Origin of the sequence: Allostella sp., from assembly GCF_041913585.1 — a bacterium.
Lineage (GTDB): Bacteria > Pseudomonadota > Alphaproteobacteria > ATCC43930 > Allostellaceae > Allostella.
On record NZ_JAYSFE010000098.1, the window covers coordinates 1 to 18,074 of the forward strand.

Genomic DNA, 18,074 nt, shown 5'->3' on the forward strand with positions numbered 1-18,074 from the left:
CATCGTCGACCCGACGCCGCAGACCGTGGACGCGCTGATGAAGCTCGACCTCGCCGCCGGCGTCGATGTCGAGATCAAGCTCTGAGGCGGTGGCGATGCGTACCGGACTGATCGCACGCAAGCTCGGCATGACGCGGGTGTTCACCGCGGAGGGCGAGCACGTTCCCGTGACCGTGCTGCAGGTCGACAACTGCCAGGTCGTCGCCCAGCGGACGGTCGAGACCGACGGCTATACGGCCGTCCAGCTCGGCGTCGGCCAGGTCAAGGTCAAGAACGTGACCAAGCCGATGCGCGGCCATTTCGCCAAGGCGAAGGTCGAGCCGAAGCGCAAGCTGGTGGAGTTCCGCGTCGAGGCGGACGGTCTGGTCGATGTCGGGGCCGAGATCACGGTCGACCATTTCGCGGTCGGCCAGAAGGTCGACGTGACCGGGACGACCATCGGCAAGGGCTTCGCCGGGCCGATGAAGCGGCACAATTTCGGCGGCCTGCGGGCGACGCACGGCGTGTCGGTCAGCCACCGCAGCCACGGTTCGACCGGTGGCCGCCAGGATCCCGGCAAGACCTTCAAGAACAAGAAGATGGCCGGGCACATGGGCGACGTCCGCGTCACCACCCAGAACCTGACCGTGGTCCAGACCGACGCCGAGCGCGGCCTGCTGCTCGTCAAGGGAGCGATCCCCGGGGCGGAGGGCGGCTTCGTCCTGGTCCGCGACGCGGTGAAGCGCAAGGCGCCCGACGGCCTGCCGTTCCCGGCGGCCGTGCGGCAGCCCAAGTCCGAGTGATGGCGATGCAGCAGAACGTGATGACGCTCGACGCCGGCGAAGCCGGCACGATCGAGCTGGACGAGGCGGTGTTCGGCGTGCCGGTGCGCGGCGACCTGCTCGCCCGTGCGGTGCACTGGCAGCTCGCCAAGCGCCGCGCCGGCACGCACAAGGCCAAGCAGATCGGCGACATCGCCGGCACGACCAAGAAGCCGTGGCGCCAGAAGGGCAGCGGCCGGGCCCGCCAGGGTTCGATGCGCTCGCCGCAGTTCCGCGGCGGCGCGGTGATCTTCGGCCCGGTCGTTCGCGACCATGGCTACGATCTGCCGAAGAAGGTCCGCGCGCTGGCCCTGAAGACCGCGCTGTCGAGCAAGCAGGCGGACGGCAAGCTCGTCGTCATCGACGACGCCCGCCTGCCGGAGGCGAAGACCAAGGCGCTGGTGCAGCGCCTCGGCAAGCTCGGCTGGTCGTCGGTCCTGTTCATCGGCGGCAACGAGATCGACCAGGGCTTCGCGCGTGCAGCGCGCAACCTGCCCCAGGTCGACGTGCTGCCGCAGCAGGGCGCCAACGTGTACGACATCCTGCGCCGCGACACGCTCGTGCTGACGCGCGGCGCGGTCGAGGCCCTGGAGGCCCGCCTGAAATGAGCCGCTTCCGCTACTTCCCGGCCGCCAAGACCACGGCCAACCTCACCCGCGAGCAGATGTTCCAGCTCGTGACGAGCCCGGTCATCACCGAGAAGGCGACCATGGGCTCGGAGCACAACCAGGTCACCTTCCGCGTGCCGCTGTCGGCGTCCAAGCCGCAGATCAAGGCCGCGGTCGAGGGCCTGTTCAGCGTCAAGGTCGTGGCCGTGAACACGCTGCGCGTCGCCGGCAAGGAGAAGCGCTTCAAGGGCCGCCTCGGCGTCCGTCAGGACTTCAAGAAGGCGATGGTCCGTCTGGCGCCCGGCTACACGATCGACGTGACGACGGGGGTTTGAGGCGATGGCACTCAAGACGTTCAACCCGACCACGCCGTCGCAGCGCGAACTGGTGCTGGTCGACCGGTCGGAGCTCTACAAGGGCAAGCCGGTCAAGAAGCTGACCGAGGGCAAGAGCTCGTCGGGCGGCCGCAACACGCACGGCCACGTGACCGTGCGCTGGCGCGGCGGCGGCCACAAGCAGCGCTACCGGATGGTCGACTTCCGGCGCCGCAAGTTCGACGTCAGCGCGACCGTCGAGCGGCTGGAGTACGATCCCAACCGCACGGCCTTCATCGCCCTCATCCGCTACGAGGACGGCGAACTCGCCTACATCCTGGCGCCGCAGCGCCTGAAGGCGGGCGACAAGGTCGTCTCGGGCGAACGCGTCGACATCAAGCCGGGCAATGCGCTGCCGCTCCGGAGCATCCCGGTCGGCACGATCGTCCACAATGTCGAGCTGAAGATGGGCCGGGGCGGCCAGATGGCGCGCTCCGCCGGCACCTACGCCCAGCTCGTCGGCCGCGACCAGTCGAACGCCCTGCTGCGCCTCGCCTCGGGCGAGGTCCGCATGGTGCGCTCGGACTGCATGGCGACGATCGGCGCGGTGTCGAACCCGGACCAGTCGAACGTCAACATCGGCAAGGCGGGACGCAACCGCTGGCTGGGCCGCAAGCCCGGCGTGCGCGGCGTCGCCATGAACCCGATCGACCATCCGCACGGCGGCGGCGAAGGCCGCACCTCGGGCGGCCGGCATCCGGTGACCCCGTGGGGCAAGCCCACCAAGGGCAAGAAGACCCGGAACAACAAGAAGACCGACCGGCTGATCGTTCGCCGGCGGCACGCGAAGTAACGGAGGCCAGGCGTGGCTCGCTCGGTTTGGAAGGGTCCGTTCGTCGACGGCTTTCTGCTGAAGAAGGCGGAGAAGGCGCGTTCGGCCGGACGCAACGAGATCATCAGGACCTGGTCGCGGCGGTCGACCATCCTGCCGCAGTTCGTCGGCCTGACGTTCGGCGTTCACAATGGTCACAAGTTCGTCCCGGTGCTGGTCAACGAGAACATGATCGGCCACCGGTTCGGGGAATTCTCGCCGACGCGGACCTTCCAGGGTCACGCCGGCGACAAGAAGGCGAAGAGGGGCTGACGCGATGAGCAAGCCGTCGGCACCGCGCCGGGTCGCGGAGAACGAGGCGATGGCCGTCGCCCGCGTGCTGCGCACCAGCCCGCGCAAGCTGAACCTGGTGGCGGCCAGCATCCGCGGGCTCGACTGCCAGGCGGCGATCGCGCGGCTGACCTTCCTCCATCGCCGCATGGCGGTGGACGTCCGGAAGGTGCTGCAGTCCGCCATCGCGAACGCCGAGAACAACCACCAGCTGGACGTCGACCGTCTCTACGTGAAGGAGGCGTCCGTCGGAAAGACCTTCTCGATCAAGCGGTTCCACGCCCGCGCCCGGGGCCGTGCCGCCCGTGTCGAGAAGCCGTTCAGCAACCTGACCATCGTGGTCGGTGAGCGCGAGGAGAAGGCCTGATGGGTCAGAAGGTCAACCCGATCGGGCTCCGGCTCGGGATCAACCGCACCTGGGATTCGCGCTGGTTCGCCAAGCGCGACTATGCCGACATCCTGCAGGAGGATCTGAAGCTCCGCAGCTACCTGACCAAGCGGCTCGTGCAGGCCGGCGTCGCCCGGGTCATCATCGAGCGCGCGGCCAAGAAGGCCCGGATCACGCTGCACAGCGCGCGTCCCGGCGTCGTCATCGGCAAGAAGGGCACCGACATCGACAAGCTGCGCGGCGACCTGGGCAAGATGACCCAGAGCGAAGTCAGCCTGAACATCGTCGAGATCCGCAAGCCCGAGATCGACGCCAAGCTGATCGCCGACAACATCGCCCAGCAGCTCGAGCGCCGGGTGGCGTTCCGCCGCGCGATGAAGCGGGCGGTGCAGTCGGCGATGCGGCTCGGCGCCCAGGGCATCCGCATCAACTGCTCGGGCCGTCTCGGCGGCGCGGAGATCGCGCGCATGGAGTGGTACCGCGAAGGTCGCGTGCCGCTGCACACGCTGCGGGCGGACGTCGATTTCGGCGTCGGCACCGCCAAGACCACCTACGGGACCTGCGGCGTCAAGGTGTGGGTCTTCAAGGGCGAGATCATGGCGCACGACCCGATGGCGCACGAGAAGCGCGCCCTCGAGGCGACGTCCGGCCGCTGATCCCGACCCGCTGAGCGCTTAGAGAGAGTAACGAGCGATGTTGCAACCGAAGCGGACCAAGTACCGCAAGGCGCACAAGGGGCGCGTCCACGGCCTGGCCAAGGGCGGCTTCGCGCTGAACTTCGGCTCGGTCGGGCTCAAGGCGACCGAGCCGGGGCGAATCACGGCGCGCCAGATCGAGGCGGCGCGGCGGGCGATCACCCGCCACATCAAGCGCGTCGGCCGGGTGTGGATCCGCGTGTTCCCGGACGTGCCGGTGTCGAAGAAGCCGGCCGAGGTCCGCATGGGCTCGGGCAAGGGTTCGCCGGAGTTCTGGATGTGCCGGGTGAAGCCGGGCCGCATCATGTTCGAGCTCGACGGCGTGCCGACGACCATCGCCCGCGAGGCGTTCGAGCTCGCGTCGGCCAAGCTGCCGATCGCGACCCGGGTCGTCACCCGCTTGGGCGAAGGAGGCGAGTGATGGCCGAGTCGAAGGCGACGGACCTGCGGGCGAAGACCGCCGACGAGCTGGCGACCCAGCTCGAGGCGCTGCACAAGGAGGCGTTCAACCTGCGCTTCCAGCGTGCCAGCGGCCAGCTCGAGAACACGGCGCGCGTGCGCCAGGTGCGGCGCGAGGCGGCCCGCATCAAGACGATCCTGAACGAGCGGGCGCAGAAGGCGTCCTAGCGGGAGCAACAGCGAGATGCCCAGGCGAGTCATGCAGGGGGTCGTGGTCAGCGACAAGGGCGACAAGACGATCGTCGTCCGTGTCGAGCGCCGCGTCATGCATCCCCTCTACAAGAAGTTCATCACCCGCTCGAAGAAGTACATGGCCCACGACGAGGCGAACGCCTTCAAGGTCGGCGACACCGTCCGCATCGTCGAATGCCGGCCGCTCTCGGCGCGCAAGCGCTGGGAGGTGCTGACCGAGGAAGCCGGCGCCACCGTGGCTGCTGGAGCGTAAGGAACCGCCATGATCCAGATGCAGACTAACCTGGACGTCGCCGACAACTCCGGCGCTCGCCGCGTCATGTGCATCAAGGTGCTGGGCGGGTCGAAGCGCAAGGTTGCCTCGGTCGGCGACGTCATCGTCGTCTCCGTGAAGGAGGCCATTCCGCGCGGCCGCGTGAAGAAGGGTGACGTCCATCGAGCCGTCATCGTCCGCACCGCCAAGGAAATCCGCCGCACGGACGGCAGCGCGATCCGCTTCGACAACAATGCGGCGGTCCTCATCAACAAGCAGAACGAGCCGATCGGCACCCGCATCTTCGGCCCGGTCACCCGCGAGCTCCGAGCGAAGAAGTTCATGAAGATCGTCTCGCTCGCTCCGGAAGTGTTGTGAGGACCCGAGCGATGACCGTGAAGATGAAGGTCAAGAAGGGTGATCGCGTCGTCGTGATCACCGGCCGCGACAAGGGCAAGGTCGGCACCGTGCTGCGGGCCATCCCGACGGAGTCGCGCGTCGTCGTCGAAGGCGTGAACATGGTGAAGCGCCATACGCGCCAGACGGCCCGCGACCAGGGCGGGATCGTGGAGAAGGAAGGTACGATCCACGTCTCCAACGTGGCCCATGTCGATCCGAAGTCGAACAAGGCGACCCGGGTCGGTTTCAAGAACCTCGAAGATGGCCGAAAGGTCCGAGTCGCCAAGGGCTCGGGCGAGGTCATCGACGTTTGACGGGTGCCGTGATGTCGCGTCTCAGAGAGCAGTACGAATCCACGGTCAAGCCGGCGCTCATCAAGGAGTTCGGCTACCAGAACGCGATGCAGGTGCCGCGGCTGGAGAAGATCGTCATCAACATGGGCGTCGGCGAGGCGACCCAGGACACCAAGAAGGTGCAGGGTGCGGTCGAGGACCTGACGGCGATCGCCGGCCAGAAGCCGATCGTGACCCGGGCCAAGAAGGCGATCGCGACCTTCAAGGTGCGCCAGGGCATGCCGATCGGCTGCAAGGTCACGCTCCGCGCCGAGCGCATGTACGAGTTCCTCGACCGGCTGGTGCATATCGCGCTGCCGCGGGTGCGGGACTTCCGCGGCCTCTCGGGGCGCAGCTTCGACGGCCGGGGCAACTACTCGCTGGGTCTCAAGGAGCAGTTCGTGTTCCCCGAGATCAACTACGACAAGGTCGAGTCGCCGCGCGGCATGGACATCACGATCGTGACGACCGCCCGCAGCGACGCCGAAGCGAAGGCCCTGCTCAAGGCCTTCGACATGCCGTTCTACAACTGAGCCGGGCCGCGAGGAACATTCCATGGCTAAGACCAGTGCCGTCGAAAAGAACAAGCACCGGCAGGCTCTGACCAAGCGGTATGCGGCGAAGCGCGCGCGGCTGAAGGCGATGGCGAAGGACGAGAACCTGGCGCCGGAGGAGCGTTTCGATGCGCGCCTCAAGCTGGCCGAGATGCCGCGCAACTCGTCGAAGGTGCGGATCCGCAACCGTTGCGAGCTGACCGGGCGCCCGCGCGCGGTCTATCGCAAGTTCAAGCTCTCGCGCATCGCGCTGCGCGAGCTCGCGTCGACGGGGCAGATCCCCGGCGTCGTGAAGTCGAGCTGGTAAGGGAGTTATCGGAATGTCGATGAGCGATCCGCTCGGCGATATGCTGACCCGCATCCGCAATGGGCAGATGGCGCGGATGTCGGTGGTGTCGTCCCCGGCGTCCAAGGTCCGCGCGAACGTGCTCGAGGTGCTGTTGCGGGAGGGCTTCATCCGCGGCTACTCGCGGCGGGAGATCCGTCCGGGCGTGGCGGCGTTCGATATCGAGCTGAAGTACACCGACGGCGAACCGGCGATCCGCGCGATCGCCCGGGTCTCCCGCCCCGGCCGGCGCGTCTATTCGAAGATCGCCGACCTGCCGCGCTACTACAACGGACTCGGCATGGCGATCCTGTCGACGCCGCGGGGCGTGCTCTCCGACAACGAGGCACGCTCGGCGAACGTCGGCGGCGAAGTCCTCTGCCAGGTGTTCTGAGGACCGACCATGTCTCGAGTGGGCAAGAACCCGGTCGCCATTCCGAACGGCGTCGACCTCCAGGTCGCCGGGCAGACCGTCACCGCCAAGGGCAAGCTGGGTCAGCTGTCCATGAGCATCAATCCCGAGGTCGCGATCGCGGTCGCCGACGGCAAGGCCGTGGTGCAGCCGGCCAACGACAGCCAGCGGGCCCGGACCCAGTGGGGCACCGCGCGCAACCGGCTGCTCGCCCTGGTGCGCGGCGTCTCCGAGGGCTATACGCGGTCGCTGGAGATCAACGGCGTCGGCTATCGCGCGGCCGTCCAGGGCAAGACTCTGACGATGCAGCTCGGCTACAGCCACGACGTGATCTTCCCGATCCCCGACGACATCAAGATCGTCTGCGAGCGGCCGACCGCCATCCAGGTGAGCGGGGCCGACAAGCAGCGCGTCGGCGAGGTGGCGGCTAAGATCCGGTCCTATCGCCCGCCCGAGCCGTACAAGGGCAAGGGCATCAAGTACGCGGAGGAGACGATCCTCCGCAAAGAAGGCAAGAAGAAGTAGGACCCGGCAGATGCTGACGACGAAAGAGTTGTTTGCCCGCCGCCGGCAGCGGACGCGGGCCCAGATCCAGGCGAAGTCGGGCGGCCGTCCGCGGCTGTCGGTCTTCCGGTCGAGCAAGCACATCCACGCCCAGATCATCGACGACGGCAAGGGCCACACGGTCGCCGCCGCATCGTCGCTGGAGAAGGATCTGCGCGGCCGCCTCAAGACCGGCGCCGACATCGCCGCCGCGCGCGAGGTCGGGCTGCTGCTCGCCGAGCGCGCCAAGGCGGCCGGCGTCGAGACCGTCGTGTTCGATCGCGGCGGCTACCCCTATCACGGCCGCGTCAAGGCGCTGGCCGAGGCCGCGCGCGAAGGCGGCCTCTCCTTCTGACGAGCAGGACGGGAATCGAAATGGCACGCACTCCCACGTCACGGAATTCCTCGGGACGGTCCCCGTCGAGCGATCGGCCGCAACGCGAAGGCGGGCGCGGTCGCGAGCGCGGGTCCGACCGGGAGCGCGGGGGCGACGAGGGCGAACTCGTCGAGAAGCTCGTCAGCATCAACCGCGTCGCCAAGGTGGTGAAGGGCGGCCGGCGCTTCGGCTTCGCCGCCCTCGTCGTCGTCGGCGACGGCAAGGGGCGCGTCGGGCACGGCTCGGGCAAGGCCCGCGAGGTGCCGGAGGCGATCCGCAAGGCGACCGAGCAGGCCAAGCGCGGCATGATCCGGGTGCCGCTGCGCGAGGGGCGGACGCTGCATCACGACGCGCGCGGGCACTTCGGTGCCGGCAAGGTCGTGCTGCGGGCGGCGGTGGCCGGCACCGGCATCATCGCCGGCGGCCCGATGCGCGCGGTCTTCGAGGCGCTGGGCGTCCATGACGTGGTCGCCAAGTCGGTCGGCACGTCGAACCCCCACAACATGGTGAAGGCGACCTTCGAGGCGCTGGGCGGCATCAGCTCGCCGCGCGCCGTCGCCAACCGTCGCGGCAAGAAGGTCAGCGAGATCCTCGGCCGCCGCGAAGAGACGCGGGAGCAGGCGTGATGAGCGAGGGCACGGCGCGGGTCCGGGTGACCCAGATCGCCAGCGTGATCGGCCGGCAGAAGGACCAGGAGGCGACCCTGATCGGGCTCGGCCTCAACAAGATGAACCGCACCCGGGTCCTCGAGGACACGCCTTCGGTGCGGGGCATGATCTTCAAGGTGAAGCACCTCATCCGGGTCGAGCCGGCCTGAGGGTGATCGGGGAAGCGACATGAAGCTCAACGAGATCCGCGACAATCCGGGCGCGCGCAAGAAGTCCAAGGCGGTCGGCCGCGGTATCGGCTCCGGCAAGGGCAAGACCTCCGGTCGCGGCGGCAAGGGCCAGACGGCCCGCTCCGGCGTGGCGCTGGCCGGCTTCGAGGGCGGCCAGACCCCGCTGCATCGGCGCCTGCCGAAGCGCGGCTTCGTCAAGCCGTTCCGCAAGGAGTACGAGCTGGTCAACATCGGCCGCCTGCAGAAGGCGATCGACGCCGGCCGGATCGACGTCGCTGCGACGATCGATGTCGACGCGCTGCGCCGCGCCGGCCTCGTCGGCAAGGCGAAGGACGGCGTCCGCCTGCTCGCCCAGGGCGAGATCAAGGCGGCGGTGACGATCTCCGTCGCCGGCGCCTCGGCCGCGGCGATCGCGGCCGTCGAGCAGTCCGGCGGCAAGGTCATCGTTCCGGCGGCAGCGGAGGCGGCGGGCGCCTGATCGCGCCCTCCGTCCGGGGATAGAGCCAAATGGCATCGGCGGCCGAGCAGCTCGCGGCGAACATCAACTTCGGGGCCTTCGCGAAAGCGACGGAACTGAAGAAGCGGATCTGGTTCACGCTCGCCGCGCTCGTCGTGTACCGGATCGGGACCTACATCCCGATCCCGGGGATCAACCCGCATGTGCTGGCGCAGGTGTTCCAGCAGAATTCGGGCGGCATCCTCGCGATGTTCGACATGTTCGCCGGCGGCGCCCTGGGCCGCATGACGATCTTCGCGCTGAACATCATGCCGTACATCTCGGCGTCGATCATCATCCAGCTCCTGACGGCGGTCTCGCCGACGCTGGAGACGTTGAAGAAGGAAGGCGAGGCCGGGCGCAAGAAGCTCAACCAGTACACCCGGTACGGCACCGTCCTGCTGGCGTCGGTCCAGGCCTACGGCATCGCCGTCGGACTGGAGCAGCTGACGGGCGCGACCGGCGGCGCCGTCATCGATCCCGGCATGTTCTTCCGCCTGTCGACGGTCATCACCCTCGTCGGCGGCACCATGTTCCTGATGTGGCTCGGCGAGCAGATCACCGCGCGCGGCGTCGGCAACGGCATCTCGCTCATCATCTTCGCCGGCATCGTCGCCAATCTGCCGTTCGCGCTGGTCAACACGCTGGAACTCGGCCGCACCGGCGCCTTGTCGGCCTTCCTCATCGTCTTCTTCCTGGTGATGTCGGTCGCGGTCGTGTTCGCGATCGTCTTCATGGAGCGGGCGCAGCGCCGCATCCTGGTCCAGTACCCGAAGCGCCAGGTCGGCAACCGCATGTTCGGCGGCGAGAGCTCGCACCTGCCGCTCAAGCTGAACAGCTCGGGCGTGATCCCGCCGATCTTCGCGAGCTCGCTCCTGCTGCTGCCGGCGACCTTCGCCAGCTTCAGCGCCGGCCAGGGGCCGGAATGGCTGCAGCAGGTCTCGGCCTGGCTCGGGCACGGTCAGCCGGCGTACATGATCCTCTATGCCGGGCTCATCATCTTCTTCGCCTTCTTCTATACCGCGATCGTCTTCAATCCCGCGGAGACGGCCGACAACCTGCGCAAGTACGGCGGCTTCGTGCCGGGCATCCGCCCGGGCAAGACGACGGCGGACTATCTCGATCATGTGCTGACGCGGCTGACGGTCGTGGGTGCGCTCTATCTGGCCGTGATCTGCCTGCTGCCGGAGTTCCTGATCTCGCAGTACTCGGTGCCGTTCTACTTCGGCGGCACCAGCCTGCTGATCGTCGTCAGCGTGACGATGGACACGGTCGCCCAGATCCATTCGCACCTGCTGGCGCACCAGTACGAGGGCCTCATCAAGAAGTCCCGCCTGCGTGGGCGCAACTAGGCCGGGTCCGGGATCGATGAACATCATCCTGCTGGGCCCTCCCGGAGCGGGCAAGGGCACCCAGGCCAAGCGGCTGGAGGAGCGCCACGGCATCGTCCAGCTGTCGACCGGCGACATGCTGCGTGCGGCGGTGGCCGCCGGCACGGCGCTCGGCCGCGAAGCGAAGGCGGTGATGGACCGCGGCGAACTGGTGCCGGATGCGGTCATCATCGGCATGATCGACGAGCGCATCGGCAGTCCGGACTGCGCCCGCGGCTTCATTCTCGACGGCTTTCCGCGGACGGCGGCCCAGGCCGAGGCCCTGGACGCGATGCTGGCGCGGCGCGGGCTCCGTCTCGACGCGGTCGTCGAACTGGCGGTCGACGAGGCGGCGCTGGTCGAGCGCATCACCGGCCGCTTCACCTGCGCCCGCTGCGGCGCCGGCTATCACGACCGGTTCAAGCCGACGGCGGTGCCCGGTGTCTGCGACCGCTGCGGCGGAACCGAGTTCACCCGCCGCGCGGACGACAATTCGGAGACGGTGCGGACCCGGCTCGACGCCTACCGCACCCAGACCGCGCCGATCCTGCCCTACTACCGGCAGCACGGGCTCCTGCACCCGGTCGACGGCATGGCGGCGATGGACGAGGTCGCCGCGGCGATCGATCGCGTGCTGGCCGCGGTCGCTCCGGCGGGAGACTCGCGTTGACTCAGCGCGGCATCCGCATATAATGCCCGACTTTCCGGCGCACCCTGCGGTCCGTACCCTTTCGCACGTTTGCTAGGAGCATTCTCGTGGCGCGCATTGCTGGCGTGAACATCCCCAATCAGAAGCGCGTCGAGATCGCGCTGACCTACATCCACGGGATCGGTCGGACGACGGCCAGGCAGATCTGCGCCAAGATCGGCATTCCCAGCGAGCAGCGGGTGAACCAGCTCACCGAGGACGAGGTGCTGCGCATCCGCGAGCACATCGACCGCGAGCACCGGGTCGAGGGCGACCTGCGCCGCGAAGTCGCGATGAACATCAAGCGTCTGATGGATCTCGGTTGCTATCGCGGCCTGCGGCACCGCCGCGGTCTGCCGGTGCGGGGTCAGCGGACCCACACCAACGCCCGCACCCGCAAGGGTCCGGCGCGGCCGATCGCCGGCAAGAAGAAGTGACGCGGACGCGCTAGGAAATCGGAAGGTCAGCAATGGTCAAGGCACCTGCGGGGCGCATCCGGCGCCGCGAACGGAAGAACATCACCTCGGGCACCGCGCACGTCAGCGCGTCCTTCAACAACACCATGGTCACCATCACCGACGCCCAGGGCAATACGATCGCCTGGGCTTCGGCGGGCAGCCAGGGTTTCAAGGGCTCGCGCAAGTCGACCCCCTATGCGGCGCAGATGGCGGCCGAGGCGGCCGGCCGCAAGGCGATGGAGCACGGCATGCGCACGCTCGAGATCGAGGTCAAGGGGCCGGGATCGGGTCGCGAGTCGGCGCTGCGCGCGCTGCAGACCGTCGGCTTCATCGTGACCTCGATCCGGGACGTGACGGCGATCCCGCACAACGGTTGCCGGCCGCCGAAGCGGCGCCGCGTCTGAGCGACGCAGCAGTGGCCGGCCGGCGGGCCGGCCCAGCGGACGCGGGCGCGCGTCCGACATTCGAGTGGGTTCCGGCCGTGGGGGTCCATGATCCCCGCGGCCGTCACCAGTGAACGGGTGCCGCGATCGGTACCCAGAGAGCGTGAGGAACATGCTCGTGATCCAGAAGAATTGGCAGCAGTTGATCAAGCCAAAGAAGCCGAGCGTCGAGCCGGGCGACGACCCCAAGCGCGTGGCGACGGTGGTGGCCGAACCGCTGGAGCGCGGCTTCGGCCTGACGCTGGGCAACGCCCTGCGGCGGGTGCTGCTGTCGTCGCTCCAGGGTGCGGCGGTGACCTCGATCCAGATCGAGGGCGTGCTGCACGAGTTCTCGTCGATCCCGGGCGTCCGCGAGGACGTGACCGACATCGTGCTCAACGTGAAGAGCCTGGCGCTGCGGATGCATGGCGACGGCCCGAAGCGGATGCGGCTGAAGGCGTCGGGTCCGGGTGAGGTGCGCGCCGGACAGATCGAGGCGGGCCACGACATCGAGGTGATGAACCCCGATCTCGTGATCTGCACCCTCGACCGCGACGCCAAGATCACGATGGAATTCGTGGTCGAGAACGGCAAGGGCTACGTGGCGGCGGCGCAGAACCGTCCGGAGGACGCGCCGATCGGGCTCATCCCCGTCGATGCGCTCTACAGCCCGGTGCGCAAGGTCACCTACAAGGTCGACAACACCCGCGTCGGTCAGGTCACCGACTACGACAAGCTGTCGATGCGGGTCGAGACCAACGGTGCGGTGTCGCCGGAGGACGCGGTCGCGCTCGCCGCCCGCATCCTCCAGGACCAGCTGCAGATCTTCATCAACTTCGAGGAGCCGAAGCCGGCCTCGGAGGACGTGAAGGCCCAGGAGTTCCCGTTCAACCGGAATCTCCTGCGCAAGGTGGACGAGCTGGAGCTGTCGGTCCGTTCGGCGAACTGCCTGAAGAACGACAACATCGTCTATATCGGCGACCTCGTGCAGAAGACCGAGCAGGAAATGCTGCGGACGCCGAATTTCGGGCGCAAGTCGCTCAACGAGATCAAGGAAGTGCTGGCCCAGATGGGCCTCCATCTCGGCATGGAGGTCACGGGCTGGCCGCCGGAGAACATCGAAGATCTCGCCAAGCGGCTCGAAGAGCCGTACTGAGCGCGCCGATCAGGTTCAGGAGGAAGGGCAGATGCGCCATCGTCTCGCCGGCCGGAAGCTCGGCCGTACCACCACCCATCGCAAGGCGATGCTCGACAACATGGCGGCCTCGCTCGTGAAGCACGAGCAGATCCGCACCACCCTGCCGAAGGCGAAGGAGCTCCGGCCCTTCGTCGAGAAGCTGGTGACGCTCGGCAAGCGCGGCGGGCTGCATGCCCGCCGGCAGCTCATCGCGACGCTGCAGGACGAGGCGATGGCCTCGAAGCTGCTGACGGTGCTGGCCGACCGCTATCGCAGCCGCGCGGGCGGGTACACGCGCGTCCTGAAGGCGGGCTTCCGCCAGGGCGACAACGCGGCAATGGCGGTGATCGAGTTCGTCGACCGCGACCCCGCCGCCAAGGGCCAGGACAGCGGCCCGAAGGCGGAAGCCGAAGGGGCGGCCGCCGCGTAACGTTCGCCCCTGGCGGATGGATCGGAGGAAGGGCGGCCTGCGGCCGCCCTTTCCTTTTCGGCCGGCGCCAACCCCGATATTCCCAAAGCCGAGCCGGTTGCCTACATCCAGTCCCATGCGCCCGCTGCTGATCTCCGCCCTGATCGTCCTGCTGGCGCCGGCCGCCGCCTCGGCGCAGCCGGCCCGGGTCGTGCCGGCCGATCGCGAGCAGGTGCAGCTCAGCTTCGCGCCGGTGGTGCGCCGGGTGGCGCCGGCGGTCGTCAACGTCTTCACCCGGCGGACGCAGCGGGTCGCCAACCCGCTCTTCGACGACCCGCTCTTCCGCCGGTTCTTCGGCGATCAGGGCCTGTCGCTCGGTCCGCGCGAGCGGGTGCAGCAGTCGCTCGGCTCGGGCGTGATCGTCGCCGCGGGCGGCACCGTCGTCACCAACCACCATGTCGTGCGCGGCGCCGACGAGATCCGCGTCGTCCTCGCCGACCGGCGCGAGTATCCGGCCCGGCTGGTGCGCAGCGACGAGCGGACCGACCTCGCGGTCCTCCAGGTCGAGCTTCAGGGCGAGACGCTGCCCTATCTCGAGCTGCGCGATTCCGACGAGCTCGAGGTCGGCGACCTCGTGCTGGCGATCGGCAATCCCTTCGGGGTCGGCCAGACGGTGACCAGCGGCATCGTCTCGGGGCTGGCGCGGACGAACGTCGGCATCACCGACTATGGCTTCTTCATCCAGACCGACGCCGCCATCAACCCGGGCAATTCCGGCGGCGCCCTGGTGACGCTGGACGGCCGGCTCGCCGGCATCAACACGGCGATCTATTCGCGCAGCGGCGGCTCGGTCGGGATCGGCTTCGCCATCCCGGCCAACATGGTGCGCACGGTACTGGTCGGCGGCGAGGGGGCACGGGTCGTGCGGCCGTGGCTCGGTGCCGGCGGGCAGGCGGTGACGGCGGAGATCGCGCAGTCGCTGGGACTGCGCCTGCCGCGCGGCGTGCTCCTCAACGACGTGCAGCCGGGCAGCCCGGCGGTGCGGGCGGGCCTCCGGGTCGGCGACATCGTGCTCGAAGTCGGCGGGCGCGAGGTCGACGATCCGGAGTCGCTGCGCTTCCGCTTCGCGACGGCGCCGCTCGGCGGGACGGTGCCGGTCGTCTACCTGCGCGACGGGCACCGCACCTCGGTCTCGGTGGCGGTGCTGCCGCCGCCCGAGGATCCGCCGCGGCAGACGACCGTCCTCGACGGGCGGCATCCGCTGGCCGGGGCCGAGATCGCCAACCTGTCGCCGGCGCTCGCCGACGAGATCGGCTTCCAGGGGCCGCCGCGGGGTGTCGTCGTGACCCGGGTCCGCGCCGGTTCGATCGCCCATCGCCGGGGCTTCCAGGCCGGCGACGTCGTCCTGGAAGTGAACGGCGAGGCGATGGAATCGGTGCAGCGGCTGCGCCGGGCGCTCGCCCGCGGCGGCGCGCCCTGGTGCATCGCCGTGCGCCGCGGGGAGGAGACCCTCACCGCCACCCTCGGCGGATGAGCGCCGGCCGCCGATGACCGGGCTCTTCGAGGCGGCGGCGCCGCGGCCGCTCGCCGACCGCCTGCGGCCGCGCCGGCTGGCCGAGGTGGTGGGCCAGGACCATCTGCTGGGGCCCGACGCGCCGATCGGGCGCATGGTCGTGCAGGGCCGCCTCGCATCGATGATTCTCTGGGGCCCCCCCGGCTGCGGCAAGACCACCATCGCGCGCCTGCTGGCGGACGGCACGGACCTGCATTTCGAGGCGCTCTCGGCGGTCTTCTCCGGCGTCGCCGACCTGCGCAAGGCGTTCGAGGCGGCGCGCGCCCGGCGCGGCATGGGCCGCGGGACGCTGCTCTTCGTCGACGAGATCCATCGGTTCAACCGCGCCCAGCAGGACGGCTTCCTGCCCTATGTCGAGGACGGCACGATCGTGCTCGTCGGGGCGACGACCGAGAATCCCTCCTTCGAGCTGAACGCGGCCCTGCTGTCGCGGTGTCAGGTCTTCGTGCTGCGCCGGCTCGACGATGCGGCCATGGACCTGCTGCTGGCCCGTGCCGAGGCGCTGGAGGGGCGGGCGCTGCCGCTCGACTCCGACGCACGCCGGGCCCTGCACGCGATGGCCGACGGCGACGGGCGCTATCTGCTGAACCTGGCGGAGGAGCTGTTCCGCCTGCCGGCCGACCGCCCGCTCGACGCCGCCCGGCTGGTCGAGACGGTGCAGCGGCGGGCGCCCGTCTACGACAAGGCCCAGGAGAGCCACTACAACCTCATCAGCGCGCTCCACAAGTCGCTGCGCGGGTCGGACACGGACGCGGCGCTCTACTGGTTCGCGCGCATGCTGGCGGGCGGCGAGGATCCGATCTACATCGCCCGGCGGCTGACCCGGTTCGCGGTCGAGGACATCGGCCTCGCCGACCCGGCGGCGCTGACGCAGGCGATCGCGGCCTGGGAGGCCTACGACCGGCTCGGCTCGCCGGAAGGCGAGCTCGCGCTGGCCCAGCTCGTCATCTATCTCGGCACCGCCCCCAAGTCGAACGCCGCCTACGTCGCCCACAAGGCCGCCGCGCAGGCGGCGCGCGAGACGGGGTCGCTGATGCCGCCCGCCCACATCCTCAATGCGCCGACGCGGCTGATGCGCGATCTCGGCTACGGCGCCGGCTACCGCTACGATCACGACGCGCCCGACGCCTTCTCCGGCCAGAACTACTTCCCGGACGGCATGGCGCGGCGGGAATTCTACGATCCGGCCGAGCGCGGCTTCGAGCGGGAGATCCGCAAGCGGCTCGACTACTGGGCGAAACTGCGGTCCGAGCGGCGCGCGGCGGACGAACGAGGGGATCCGAGATGAGCGGCGTCCAGTCCATCACCGTCGACCCGGGCGAGTCGGAAATCCGTCTCGACCGCTGGTTCAAGCGGCATTTCCCCGAGCTCGCGCACGCGCGGCTGGAGAAGCTGCTGCGCACCGGCCAGGTGCGGGTCGACGGCAAGCGGGCGACCGCGGGCCAGCGGGTCGGCACCGGCCAGGTGATCCGGGTCCCGCCGCTCGGCGCCGCCCCGACGGAACCGGCGGCGCCGCGGCCCGTCGCCGCCCGCGACGCCGAGATGCTGCGCGGGCTGGTGCTGCATCGCGACCGGCACCTGATCGTGCTGAACAAGCCGCCCGGGCTCGCCGTCCAGGGCGGCACCGGCACCCGCCGCCACATCGACGGCATGCTGGAGGCGCTGCAGTTCGACGCCGCCGAGCGGCCGCGCCTCGTCCATCGGCTCGACCGCGACACCAGCGGCGTCTTCGTGATCGCGCGCACCGCCGCCGCCGCCCGCTTTCTCGGCGACGCCTTCCGCGACAAGACCGTGCGCAAGGTCTACTGGGCCCTGGTGGTGGGGCAGCCGAAGCCGCGTCGCGGCAAGATCGATTCGCCGATCGCCAAGCGGGGCACGACCAAGGGCGAGCGCATGGTGGAGGACGAGGAGGAGGGGCAGCGCGCCGTCACCTGGTACGCGACGGTGGAGAGCGCCGGCCGCCAGGCGAGCTGGCTCGCGCTGATGCCGGTCACCGGGCGCACCCACCAGCTCCGCGTCCATTGCGGCTCGGTCCTGAACACGCCGATCGTCGGCGACGGCAAGTATGGCGGATCGGCCGCCTTCCTGGCCGACCTCGACGCCGATGCGCCCCTGCACCTGCATGCCCGCTCGATCCGGCTGCCGCATCCCGACGGCGGCACCCTGACGGTCACCGCGCCGCTGCCGGGCCATATGCAGGAATCCTGGGCCTATTTCGGCTTCGGCGACGACGACGGCGATCCCTTCGCCGAACTCGAAGGCTAGCGGCACCCTGGACAGGGCGGCCCGCCGGCCCTAGCTTTCGGGCATGTACAAGGATCGCTCGCTCGCTCCGACACAGGCCGTGCGGCTGGCCGCGCTGGGCTTCCTCGCCGACGGCGCTCGCGAATATGGCGCGCTGGCCGGCCTCGTCCGCCAGTTCATCAGCCGCACCGTGTCGCCCTCGATCGAACTGCTCGGCCCGTCGATCGAACTGCTGCGCCTGGAAGGGCTGGTGGCGGCCGCCGGCGATGCCGCCATCGAGACCAATCCGGTCCTGTCGATCACTGTGGCCGGCCGGCGGGCGATGCGGGACCTGATGTGCGCCCCCGTCCGCGCGACCGAGGGCGACCTCAACCGCCTCGTCGTCGGCCTGAAGCTGCGCTTCCTCCACCATCTCGAAGAGGGCGACCGCCGCGGCGTGATCGACGGACTGGTCGAAGCCGCCGAGCGCGACCTGGAGCGCCTGGCCGACCTCGCCGCCACCGGCGGCGACGGCCGGCTCGCCGGCTGGCTGGCGCTCGACGCCGACCATCTCGAACGCCGCCTCGCCTGGCTGCGCGGCCTCGCCT

30 protein-coding genes and 1 pseudogene are annotated in these 18,074 nt (G+C 69.6%); all 31 read left to right on the forward strand.

Translation table 11 applies throughout. From position 1 onward, the window contains the following. Positions 1-85 (forward strand): annotated as a pseudogene (rpsJ, locus tag ACE3Q3_RS17215) (30S ribosomal protein S10); the annotation flags it as partial. 10 nt (positions 86-95) lie between these two features. Continuing rightward, the gene (gene rplC, locus ACE3Q3_RS17220) at positions 96-782 is read left to right on the forward strand and encodes a 50S ribosomal protein L3 (protein ID WP_374448168.1); all 687 of its coding nucleotides are present in this window, start codon (positions 96-98) and stop codon (positions 780-782) included. Between the two features lie 5 nt (positions 783-787). After that, complete coding sequence (gene rplD, locus ACE3Q3_RS17225) at positions 788-1,408, forward strand: 50S ribosomal protein L4 (RefSeq protein WP_374448225.1); 621 nt, start codon at positions 788-790, stop codon at positions 1,406-1,408. After that, the gene (locus ACE3Q3_RS17230; protein WP_374448170.1) at positions 1,405-1,743 is read left to right on the forward strand and encodes a 50S ribosomal protein L23; all 339 of its coding nucleotides are present in this window, start codon (positions 1,405-1,407) and stop codon (positions 1,741-1,743) included. Before rplD ends, ACE3Q3_RS17230 begins: the two co-directional genes overlap by 4 nt. Positions 1,744-1,747: 4 nt before the next feature. Further along, positions 1,748-2,575 carry a 50S ribosomal protein L2 gene (gene rplB, locus ACE3Q3_RS17235; protein WP_374448172.1) on the forward strand — a complete coding sequence of 276 codons (828 nt, stop codon included), beginning with the start codon at positions 1,748-1,750 and terminating at the stop codon, positions 2,573-2,575. A gap of 12 nt (positions 2,576-2,587) precedes the next feature. Further along, complete coding sequence (gene rpsS, locus ACE3Q3_RS17240; protein WP_374448174.1) at positions 2,588-2,866, forward strand: 30S ribosomal protein S19; 279 nt, start codon at positions 2,588-2,590, stop codon at positions 2,864-2,866. A gap of 4 nt (positions 2,867-2,870) precedes the next feature. Beyond that, positions 2,871-3,251 carry a 50S ribosomal protein L22 gene (rplV, locus tag ACE3Q3_RS17245; RefSeq protein WP_374448177.1) on the forward strand — a complete coding sequence of 127 codons (381 nt, stop codon included), beginning with the start codon at positions 2,871-2,873 and terminating at the stop codon, positions 3,249-3,251. Further along, on the forward strand, positions 3,251-3,928 hold the full coding sequence (gene rpsC / locus ACE3Q3_RS17250; protein ID WP_374448179.1) for a 30S ribosomal protein S3: 678 nt from the start codon (positions 3,251-3,253) through the stop codon (positions 3,926-3,928). Before rplV ends, rpsC begins: the two co-directional genes overlap by 1 nt. A 37-nt stretch (positions 3,929-3,965) precedes the next feature. Continuing rightward, a complete protein-coding gene (gene rplP / locus ACE3Q3_RS17255) occupies positions 3,966-4,388 on the forward strand; it encodes a 50S ribosomal protein L16 (protein ID WP_374448181.1) in 423 nt (140 codons plus the stop codon). Further along, positions 4,388-4,594, forward strand: coding sequence for a 50S ribosomal protein L29 (gene rpmC, locus ACE3Q3_RS17260; RefSeq protein ID WP_374448183.1), 207 nt, complete (start codon positions 4,388-4,390; stop codon positions 4,592-4,594). Before rplP ends, rpmC begins: the two co-directional genes overlap by 1 nt. 16 nt (positions 4,595-4,610) lie before the next feature. Beyond that, positions 4,611-4,871, forward strand: a complete 261-nt coding sequence (rpsQ, locus tag ACE3Q3_RS17265) for a 30S ribosomal protein S17 (protein ID WP_374448185.1) — start codon at positions 4,611-4,613, stop codon at positions 4,869-4,871. 9 nt (positions 4,872-4,880) lie between these two features. Beyond that, positions 4,881-5,249 carry a 50S ribosomal protein L14 gene (gene rplN / locus ACE3Q3_RS17270; RefSeq protein WP_142226488.1) on the forward strand — a complete coding sequence of 123 codons (369 nt, stop codon included), beginning with the start codon at positions 4,881-4,883 and terminating at the stop codon, positions 5,247-5,249. An 11-nt stretch (positions 5,250-5,260) separates the two neighbouring features. Beyond that, positions 5,261-5,584, forward strand: a complete 324-nt coding sequence (rplX, locus tag ACE3Q3_RS17275; protein WP_374448187.1) for a 50S ribosomal protein L24 — start codon at positions 5,261-5,263, stop codon at positions 5,582-5,584. Between the two features lie 11 nt (positions 5,585-5,595). Beyond that, entirely contained in the window at positions 5,596-6,135 is a 540-nt protein-coding gene (gene rplE, locus ACE3Q3_RS17280; RefSeq protein WP_374448189.1) for a 50S ribosomal protein L5, read from the forward strand. Between the two features lie 22 nt (positions 6,136-6,157). Next, positions 6,158-6,463: a 30S ribosomal protein S14 gene (gene rpsN, locus ACE3Q3_RS17285; protein WP_374448191.1), complete on the forward strand. Its 306-nt coding sequence runs from the start codon at positions 6,158-6,160 to the stop codon at positions 6,461-6,463. A gap of 13 nt (positions 6,464-6,476) precedes the next feature. Next, positions 6,477-6,875, forward strand: a complete 399-nt coding sequence (gene rpsH, locus ACE3Q3_RS17290; RefSeq protein WP_374448193.1) for a 30S ribosomal protein S8 — start codon at positions 6,477-6,479, stop codon at positions 6,873-6,875. Positions 6,876-6,884: 9 nt separating this feature from the next. Beyond that, entirely contained in the window at positions 6,885-7,418 is a 534-nt protein-coding gene (gene rplF / locus ACE3Q3_RS17295; protein WP_374448196.1) for a 50S ribosomal protein L6, read from the forward strand. A 10-nt stretch (positions 7,419-7,428) separates the two neighbouring features. Beyond that, positions 7,429-7,791 carry a 50S ribosomal protein L18 gene (rplR, locus tag ACE3Q3_RS17300; RefSeq protein ID WP_374448199.1) on the forward strand — a complete coding sequence of 121 codons (363 nt, stop codon included), beginning with the start codon at positions 7,429-7,431 and terminating at the stop codon, positions 7,789-7,791. Between the two features lie 20 nt (positions 7,792-7,811). After that, on the forward strand, positions 7,812-8,438 hold the full coding sequence (gene rpsE, locus ACE3Q3_RS17305) for a 30S ribosomal protein S5 (RefSeq protein WP_374448201.1): 627 nt from the start codon (positions 7,812-7,814) through the stop codon (positions 8,436-8,438). Further along, complete coding sequence (gene rpmD / locus ACE3Q3_RS17310) at positions 8,438-8,629, forward strand: 50S ribosomal protein L30 (protein WP_374448203.1); 192 nt, start codon at positions 8,438-8,440, stop codon at positions 8,627-8,629. Before rpsE ends, rpmD begins: the two co-directional genes overlap by 1 nt. A 19-nt stretch (positions 8,630-8,648) precedes the next feature. Beyond that, entirely contained in the window at positions 8,649-9,128 is a 480-nt protein-coding gene (rplO, locus tag ACE3Q3_RS17315) for a 50S ribosomal protein L15 (protein WP_374448204.1), read from the forward strand. A gap of 29 nt (positions 9,129-9,157) precedes the next feature. Next, positions 9,158-10,498 (forward strand): preprotein translocase subunit SecY, encoded by a 1,341-nt coding sequence (gene secY / locus ACE3Q3_RS17320; RefSeq protein WP_374448206.1) that lies wholly within the window; start codon positions 9,158-9,160, stop codon positions 10,496-10,498. A 16-nt stretch (positions 10,499-10,514) separates the two neighbouring features. Next, the gene (locus ACE3Q3_RS17325; protein WP_374448208.1) at positions 10,515-11,186 is read left to right on the forward strand and encodes an adenylate kinase; all 672 of its coding nucleotides are present in this window, start codon (positions 10,515-10,517) and stop codon (positions 11,184-11,186) included. Positions 11,187-11,272: 86 nt separating this feature from the next. Further along, positions 11,273-11,641: a 30S ribosomal protein S13 gene (gene rpsM / locus ACE3Q3_RS17330; RefSeq protein WP_374448210.1), complete on the forward strand. Its 369-nt coding sequence runs from the start codon at positions 11,273-11,275 to the stop codon at positions 11,639-11,641. Between the two features lie 32 nt (positions 11,642-11,673). Then, positions 11,674-12,066, forward strand: a complete 393-nt coding sequence (gene rpsK, locus ACE3Q3_RS17335) for a 30S ribosomal protein S11 (protein WP_374448214.1) — start codon at positions 11,674-11,676, stop codon at positions 12,064-12,066. Positions 12,067-12,217: 151 nt separating this feature from the next. Next, entirely contained in the window at positions 12,218-13,240 is a 1,023-nt protein-coding gene (locus ACE3Q3_RS17340; protein WP_374448216.1) for a DNA-directed RNA polymerase subunit alpha, read from the forward strand. Positions 13,241-13,271: 31 nt separating this feature from the next. Then, complete coding sequence (gene rplQ / locus ACE3Q3_RS17345) at positions 13,272-13,691, forward strand: 50S ribosomal protein L17 (RefSeq protein WP_374448218.1); 420 nt, start codon at positions 13,272-13,274, stop codon at positions 13,689-13,691. Positions 13,692-13,806: 115 nt separating this feature from the next. Next, positions 13,807-15,204: a Do family serine endopeptidase gene (locus tag ACE3Q3_RS17350; RefSeq protein ID WP_374448220.1), complete on the forward strand. Its 1,398-nt coding sequence runs from the start codon at positions 13,807-13,809 to the stop codon at positions 15,202-15,204. A gap of 13 nt (positions 15,205-15,217) precedes the next feature. Further along, positions 15,218-16,531 (forward strand): replication-associated recombination protein A, encoded by a 1,314-nt coding sequence (locus ACE3Q3_RS17355; RefSeq protein WP_374448222.1) that lies wholly within the window; start codon positions 15,218-15,220, stop codon positions 16,529-16,531. After that, on the forward strand, positions 16,528-17,508 hold the full coding sequence (locus ACE3Q3_RS17360; protein WP_374448223.1) for an RluA family pseudouridine synthase: 981 nt from the start codon (positions 16,528-16,530) through the stop codon (positions 17,506-17,508). The genes ACE3Q3_RS17355 and ACE3Q3_RS17360 overlap by 4 nt, the downstream gene beginning before the upstream one ends. Before the next feature lie 43 nt (positions 17,509-17,551). Further along, the coding region (locus ACE3Q3_RS17365) for a hypothetical protein (RefSeq protein WP_374448224.1) at positions 17,552-18,074 on the forward strand (523 nt) is incomplete at its 3' end.

What these genes read in the sequence shown, in the direction of transcription:
- ACE3Q3_RS17230 (WP_374448170.1), top strand. Translation starts at nt 1,405, where the DNA reads ATGAGCCGCTTCCGCTACTTCCCGGCCGCCAAGACCACGGCCAACCTC.
- rpsN (WP_374448191.1), top strand. Translation starts at nt 6,158, where the DNA reads ATGGCTAAGACCAGTGCCGTCGAAAAGAACAAGCACCGGCAGGCTCTG.
- rplN (WP_142226488.1), top strand. Translation starts at nt 4,881, where the DNA reads ATGATCCAGATGCAGACTAACCTGGACGTCGCCGACAACTCCGGCGCT.
- rplB (WP_374448172.1), top strand. Translation starts at nt 1,748, where the DNA reads ATGGCACTCAAGACGTTCAACCCGACCACGCCGTCGCAGCGCGAACTG.
- rplR (WP_374448199.1), top strand. Translation starts at nt 7,429, where the DNA reads ATGCTGACGACGAAAGAGTTGTTTGCCCGCCGCCGGCAGCGGACGCGG.
- rpmD (WP_374448203.1), top strand. Translation starts at nt 8,438, where the DNA reads ATGAGCGAGGGCACGGCGCGGGTCCGGGTGACCCAGATCGCCAGCGTG.
- ACE3Q3_RS17360 (WP_374448223.1), top strand. Translation starts at nt 16,528, where the DNA reads ATGAGCGGCGTCCAGTCCATCACCGTCGACCCGGGCGAGTCGGAAATC.
- rplC (WP_374448168.1), top strand. Translation starts at nt 96, where the DNA reads ATGCGTACCGGACTGATCGCACGCAAGCTCGGCATGACGCGGGTGTTC.
- rpsC (WP_374448179.1), top strand. Translation starts at nt 3,251, where the DNA reads ATGGGTCAGAAGGTCAACCCGATCGGGCTCCGGCTCGGGATCAACCGC.
- rpsE (WP_374448201.1), top strand. Translation starts at nt 7,812, where the DNA reads ATGGCACGCACTCCCACGTCACGGAATTCCTCGGGACGGTCCCCGTCG.
- rplD (WP_374448225.1), top strand. Translation starts at nt 788, where the DNA reads ATGCAGCAGAACGTGATGACGCTCGACGCCGGCGAAGCCGGCACGATC.
- rplE (WP_374448189.1), top strand. Translation starts at nt 5,596, where the DNA reads ATGTCGCGTCTCAGAGAGCAGTACGAATCCACGGTCAAGCCGGCGCTC.
- ACE3Q3_RS17350 (WP_374448220.1), top strand. Translation starts at nt 13,807, where the DNA reads ATGCGCCCGCTGCTGATCTCCGCCCTGATCGTCCTGCTGGCGCCGGCC.
- rplV (WP_374448177.1), top strand. Translation starts at nt 2,871, where the DNA reads ATGAGCAAGCCGTCGGCACCGCGCCGGGTCGCGGAGAACGAGGCGATG.
- rpsK (WP_374448214.1), top strand. Translation starts at nt 11,674, where the DNA reads ATGGTCAAGGCACCTGCGGGGCGCATCCGGCGCCGCGAACGGAAGAAC.
- ACE3Q3_RS17340 (WP_374448216.1), top strand. Translation starts at nt 12,218, where the DNA reads ATGCTCGTGATCCAGAAGAATTGGCAGCAGTTGATCAAGCCAAAGAAG.
- secY (WP_374448206.1), top strand. Translation starts at nt 9,158, where the DNA reads ATGGCATCGGCGGCCGAGCAGCTCGCGGCGAACATCAACTTCGGGGCC.
- rplP (WP_374448181.1), top strand. Translation starts at nt 3,966, where the DNA reads ATGTTGCAACCGAAGCGGACCAAGTACCGCAAGGCGCACAAGGGGCGC.
- rpsH (WP_374448193.1), top strand. Translation starts at nt 6,477, where the DNA reads ATGTCGATGAGCGATCCGCTCGGCGATATGCTGACCCGCATCCGCAAT.
- rplQ (WP_374448218.1), top strand. Translation starts at nt 13,272, where the DNA reads ATGCGCCATCGTCTCGCCGGCCGGAAGCTCGGCCGTACCACCACCCAT.
- rpsQ (WP_374448185.1), top strand. Translation starts at nt 4,611, where the DNA reads ATGCCCAGGCGAGTCATGCAGGGGGTCGTGGTCAGCGACAAGGGCGAC.
- ACE3Q3_RS17355 (WP_374448222.1), top strand. Translation starts at nt 15,218, where the DNA reads ATGACCGGGCTCTTCGAGGCGGCGGCGCCGCGGCCGCTCGCCGACCGC.
- rpmC (WP_374448183.1), top strand. Translation starts at nt 4,388, where the DNA reads ATGGCCGAGTCGAAGGCGACGGACCTGCGGGCGAAGACCGCCGACGAG.
- rplX (WP_374448187.1), top strand. Translation starts at nt 5,261, where the DNA reads ATGACCGTGAAGATGAAGGTCAAGAAGGGTGATCGCGTCGTCGTGATC.
- ACE3Q3_RS17325 (WP_374448208.1), top strand. Translation starts at nt 10,515, where the DNA reads ATGAACATCATCCTGCTGGGCCCTCCCGGAGCGGGCAAGGGCACCCAG.
- rplO (WP_374448204.1), top strand. Translation starts at nt 8,649, where the DNA reads ATGAAGCTCAACGAGATCCGCGACAATCCGGGCGCGCGCAAGAAGTCC.
- rplF (WP_374448196.1), top strand. Translation starts at nt 6,885, where the DNA reads ATGTCTCGAGTGGGCAAGAACCCGGTCGCCATTCCGAACGGCGTCGAC.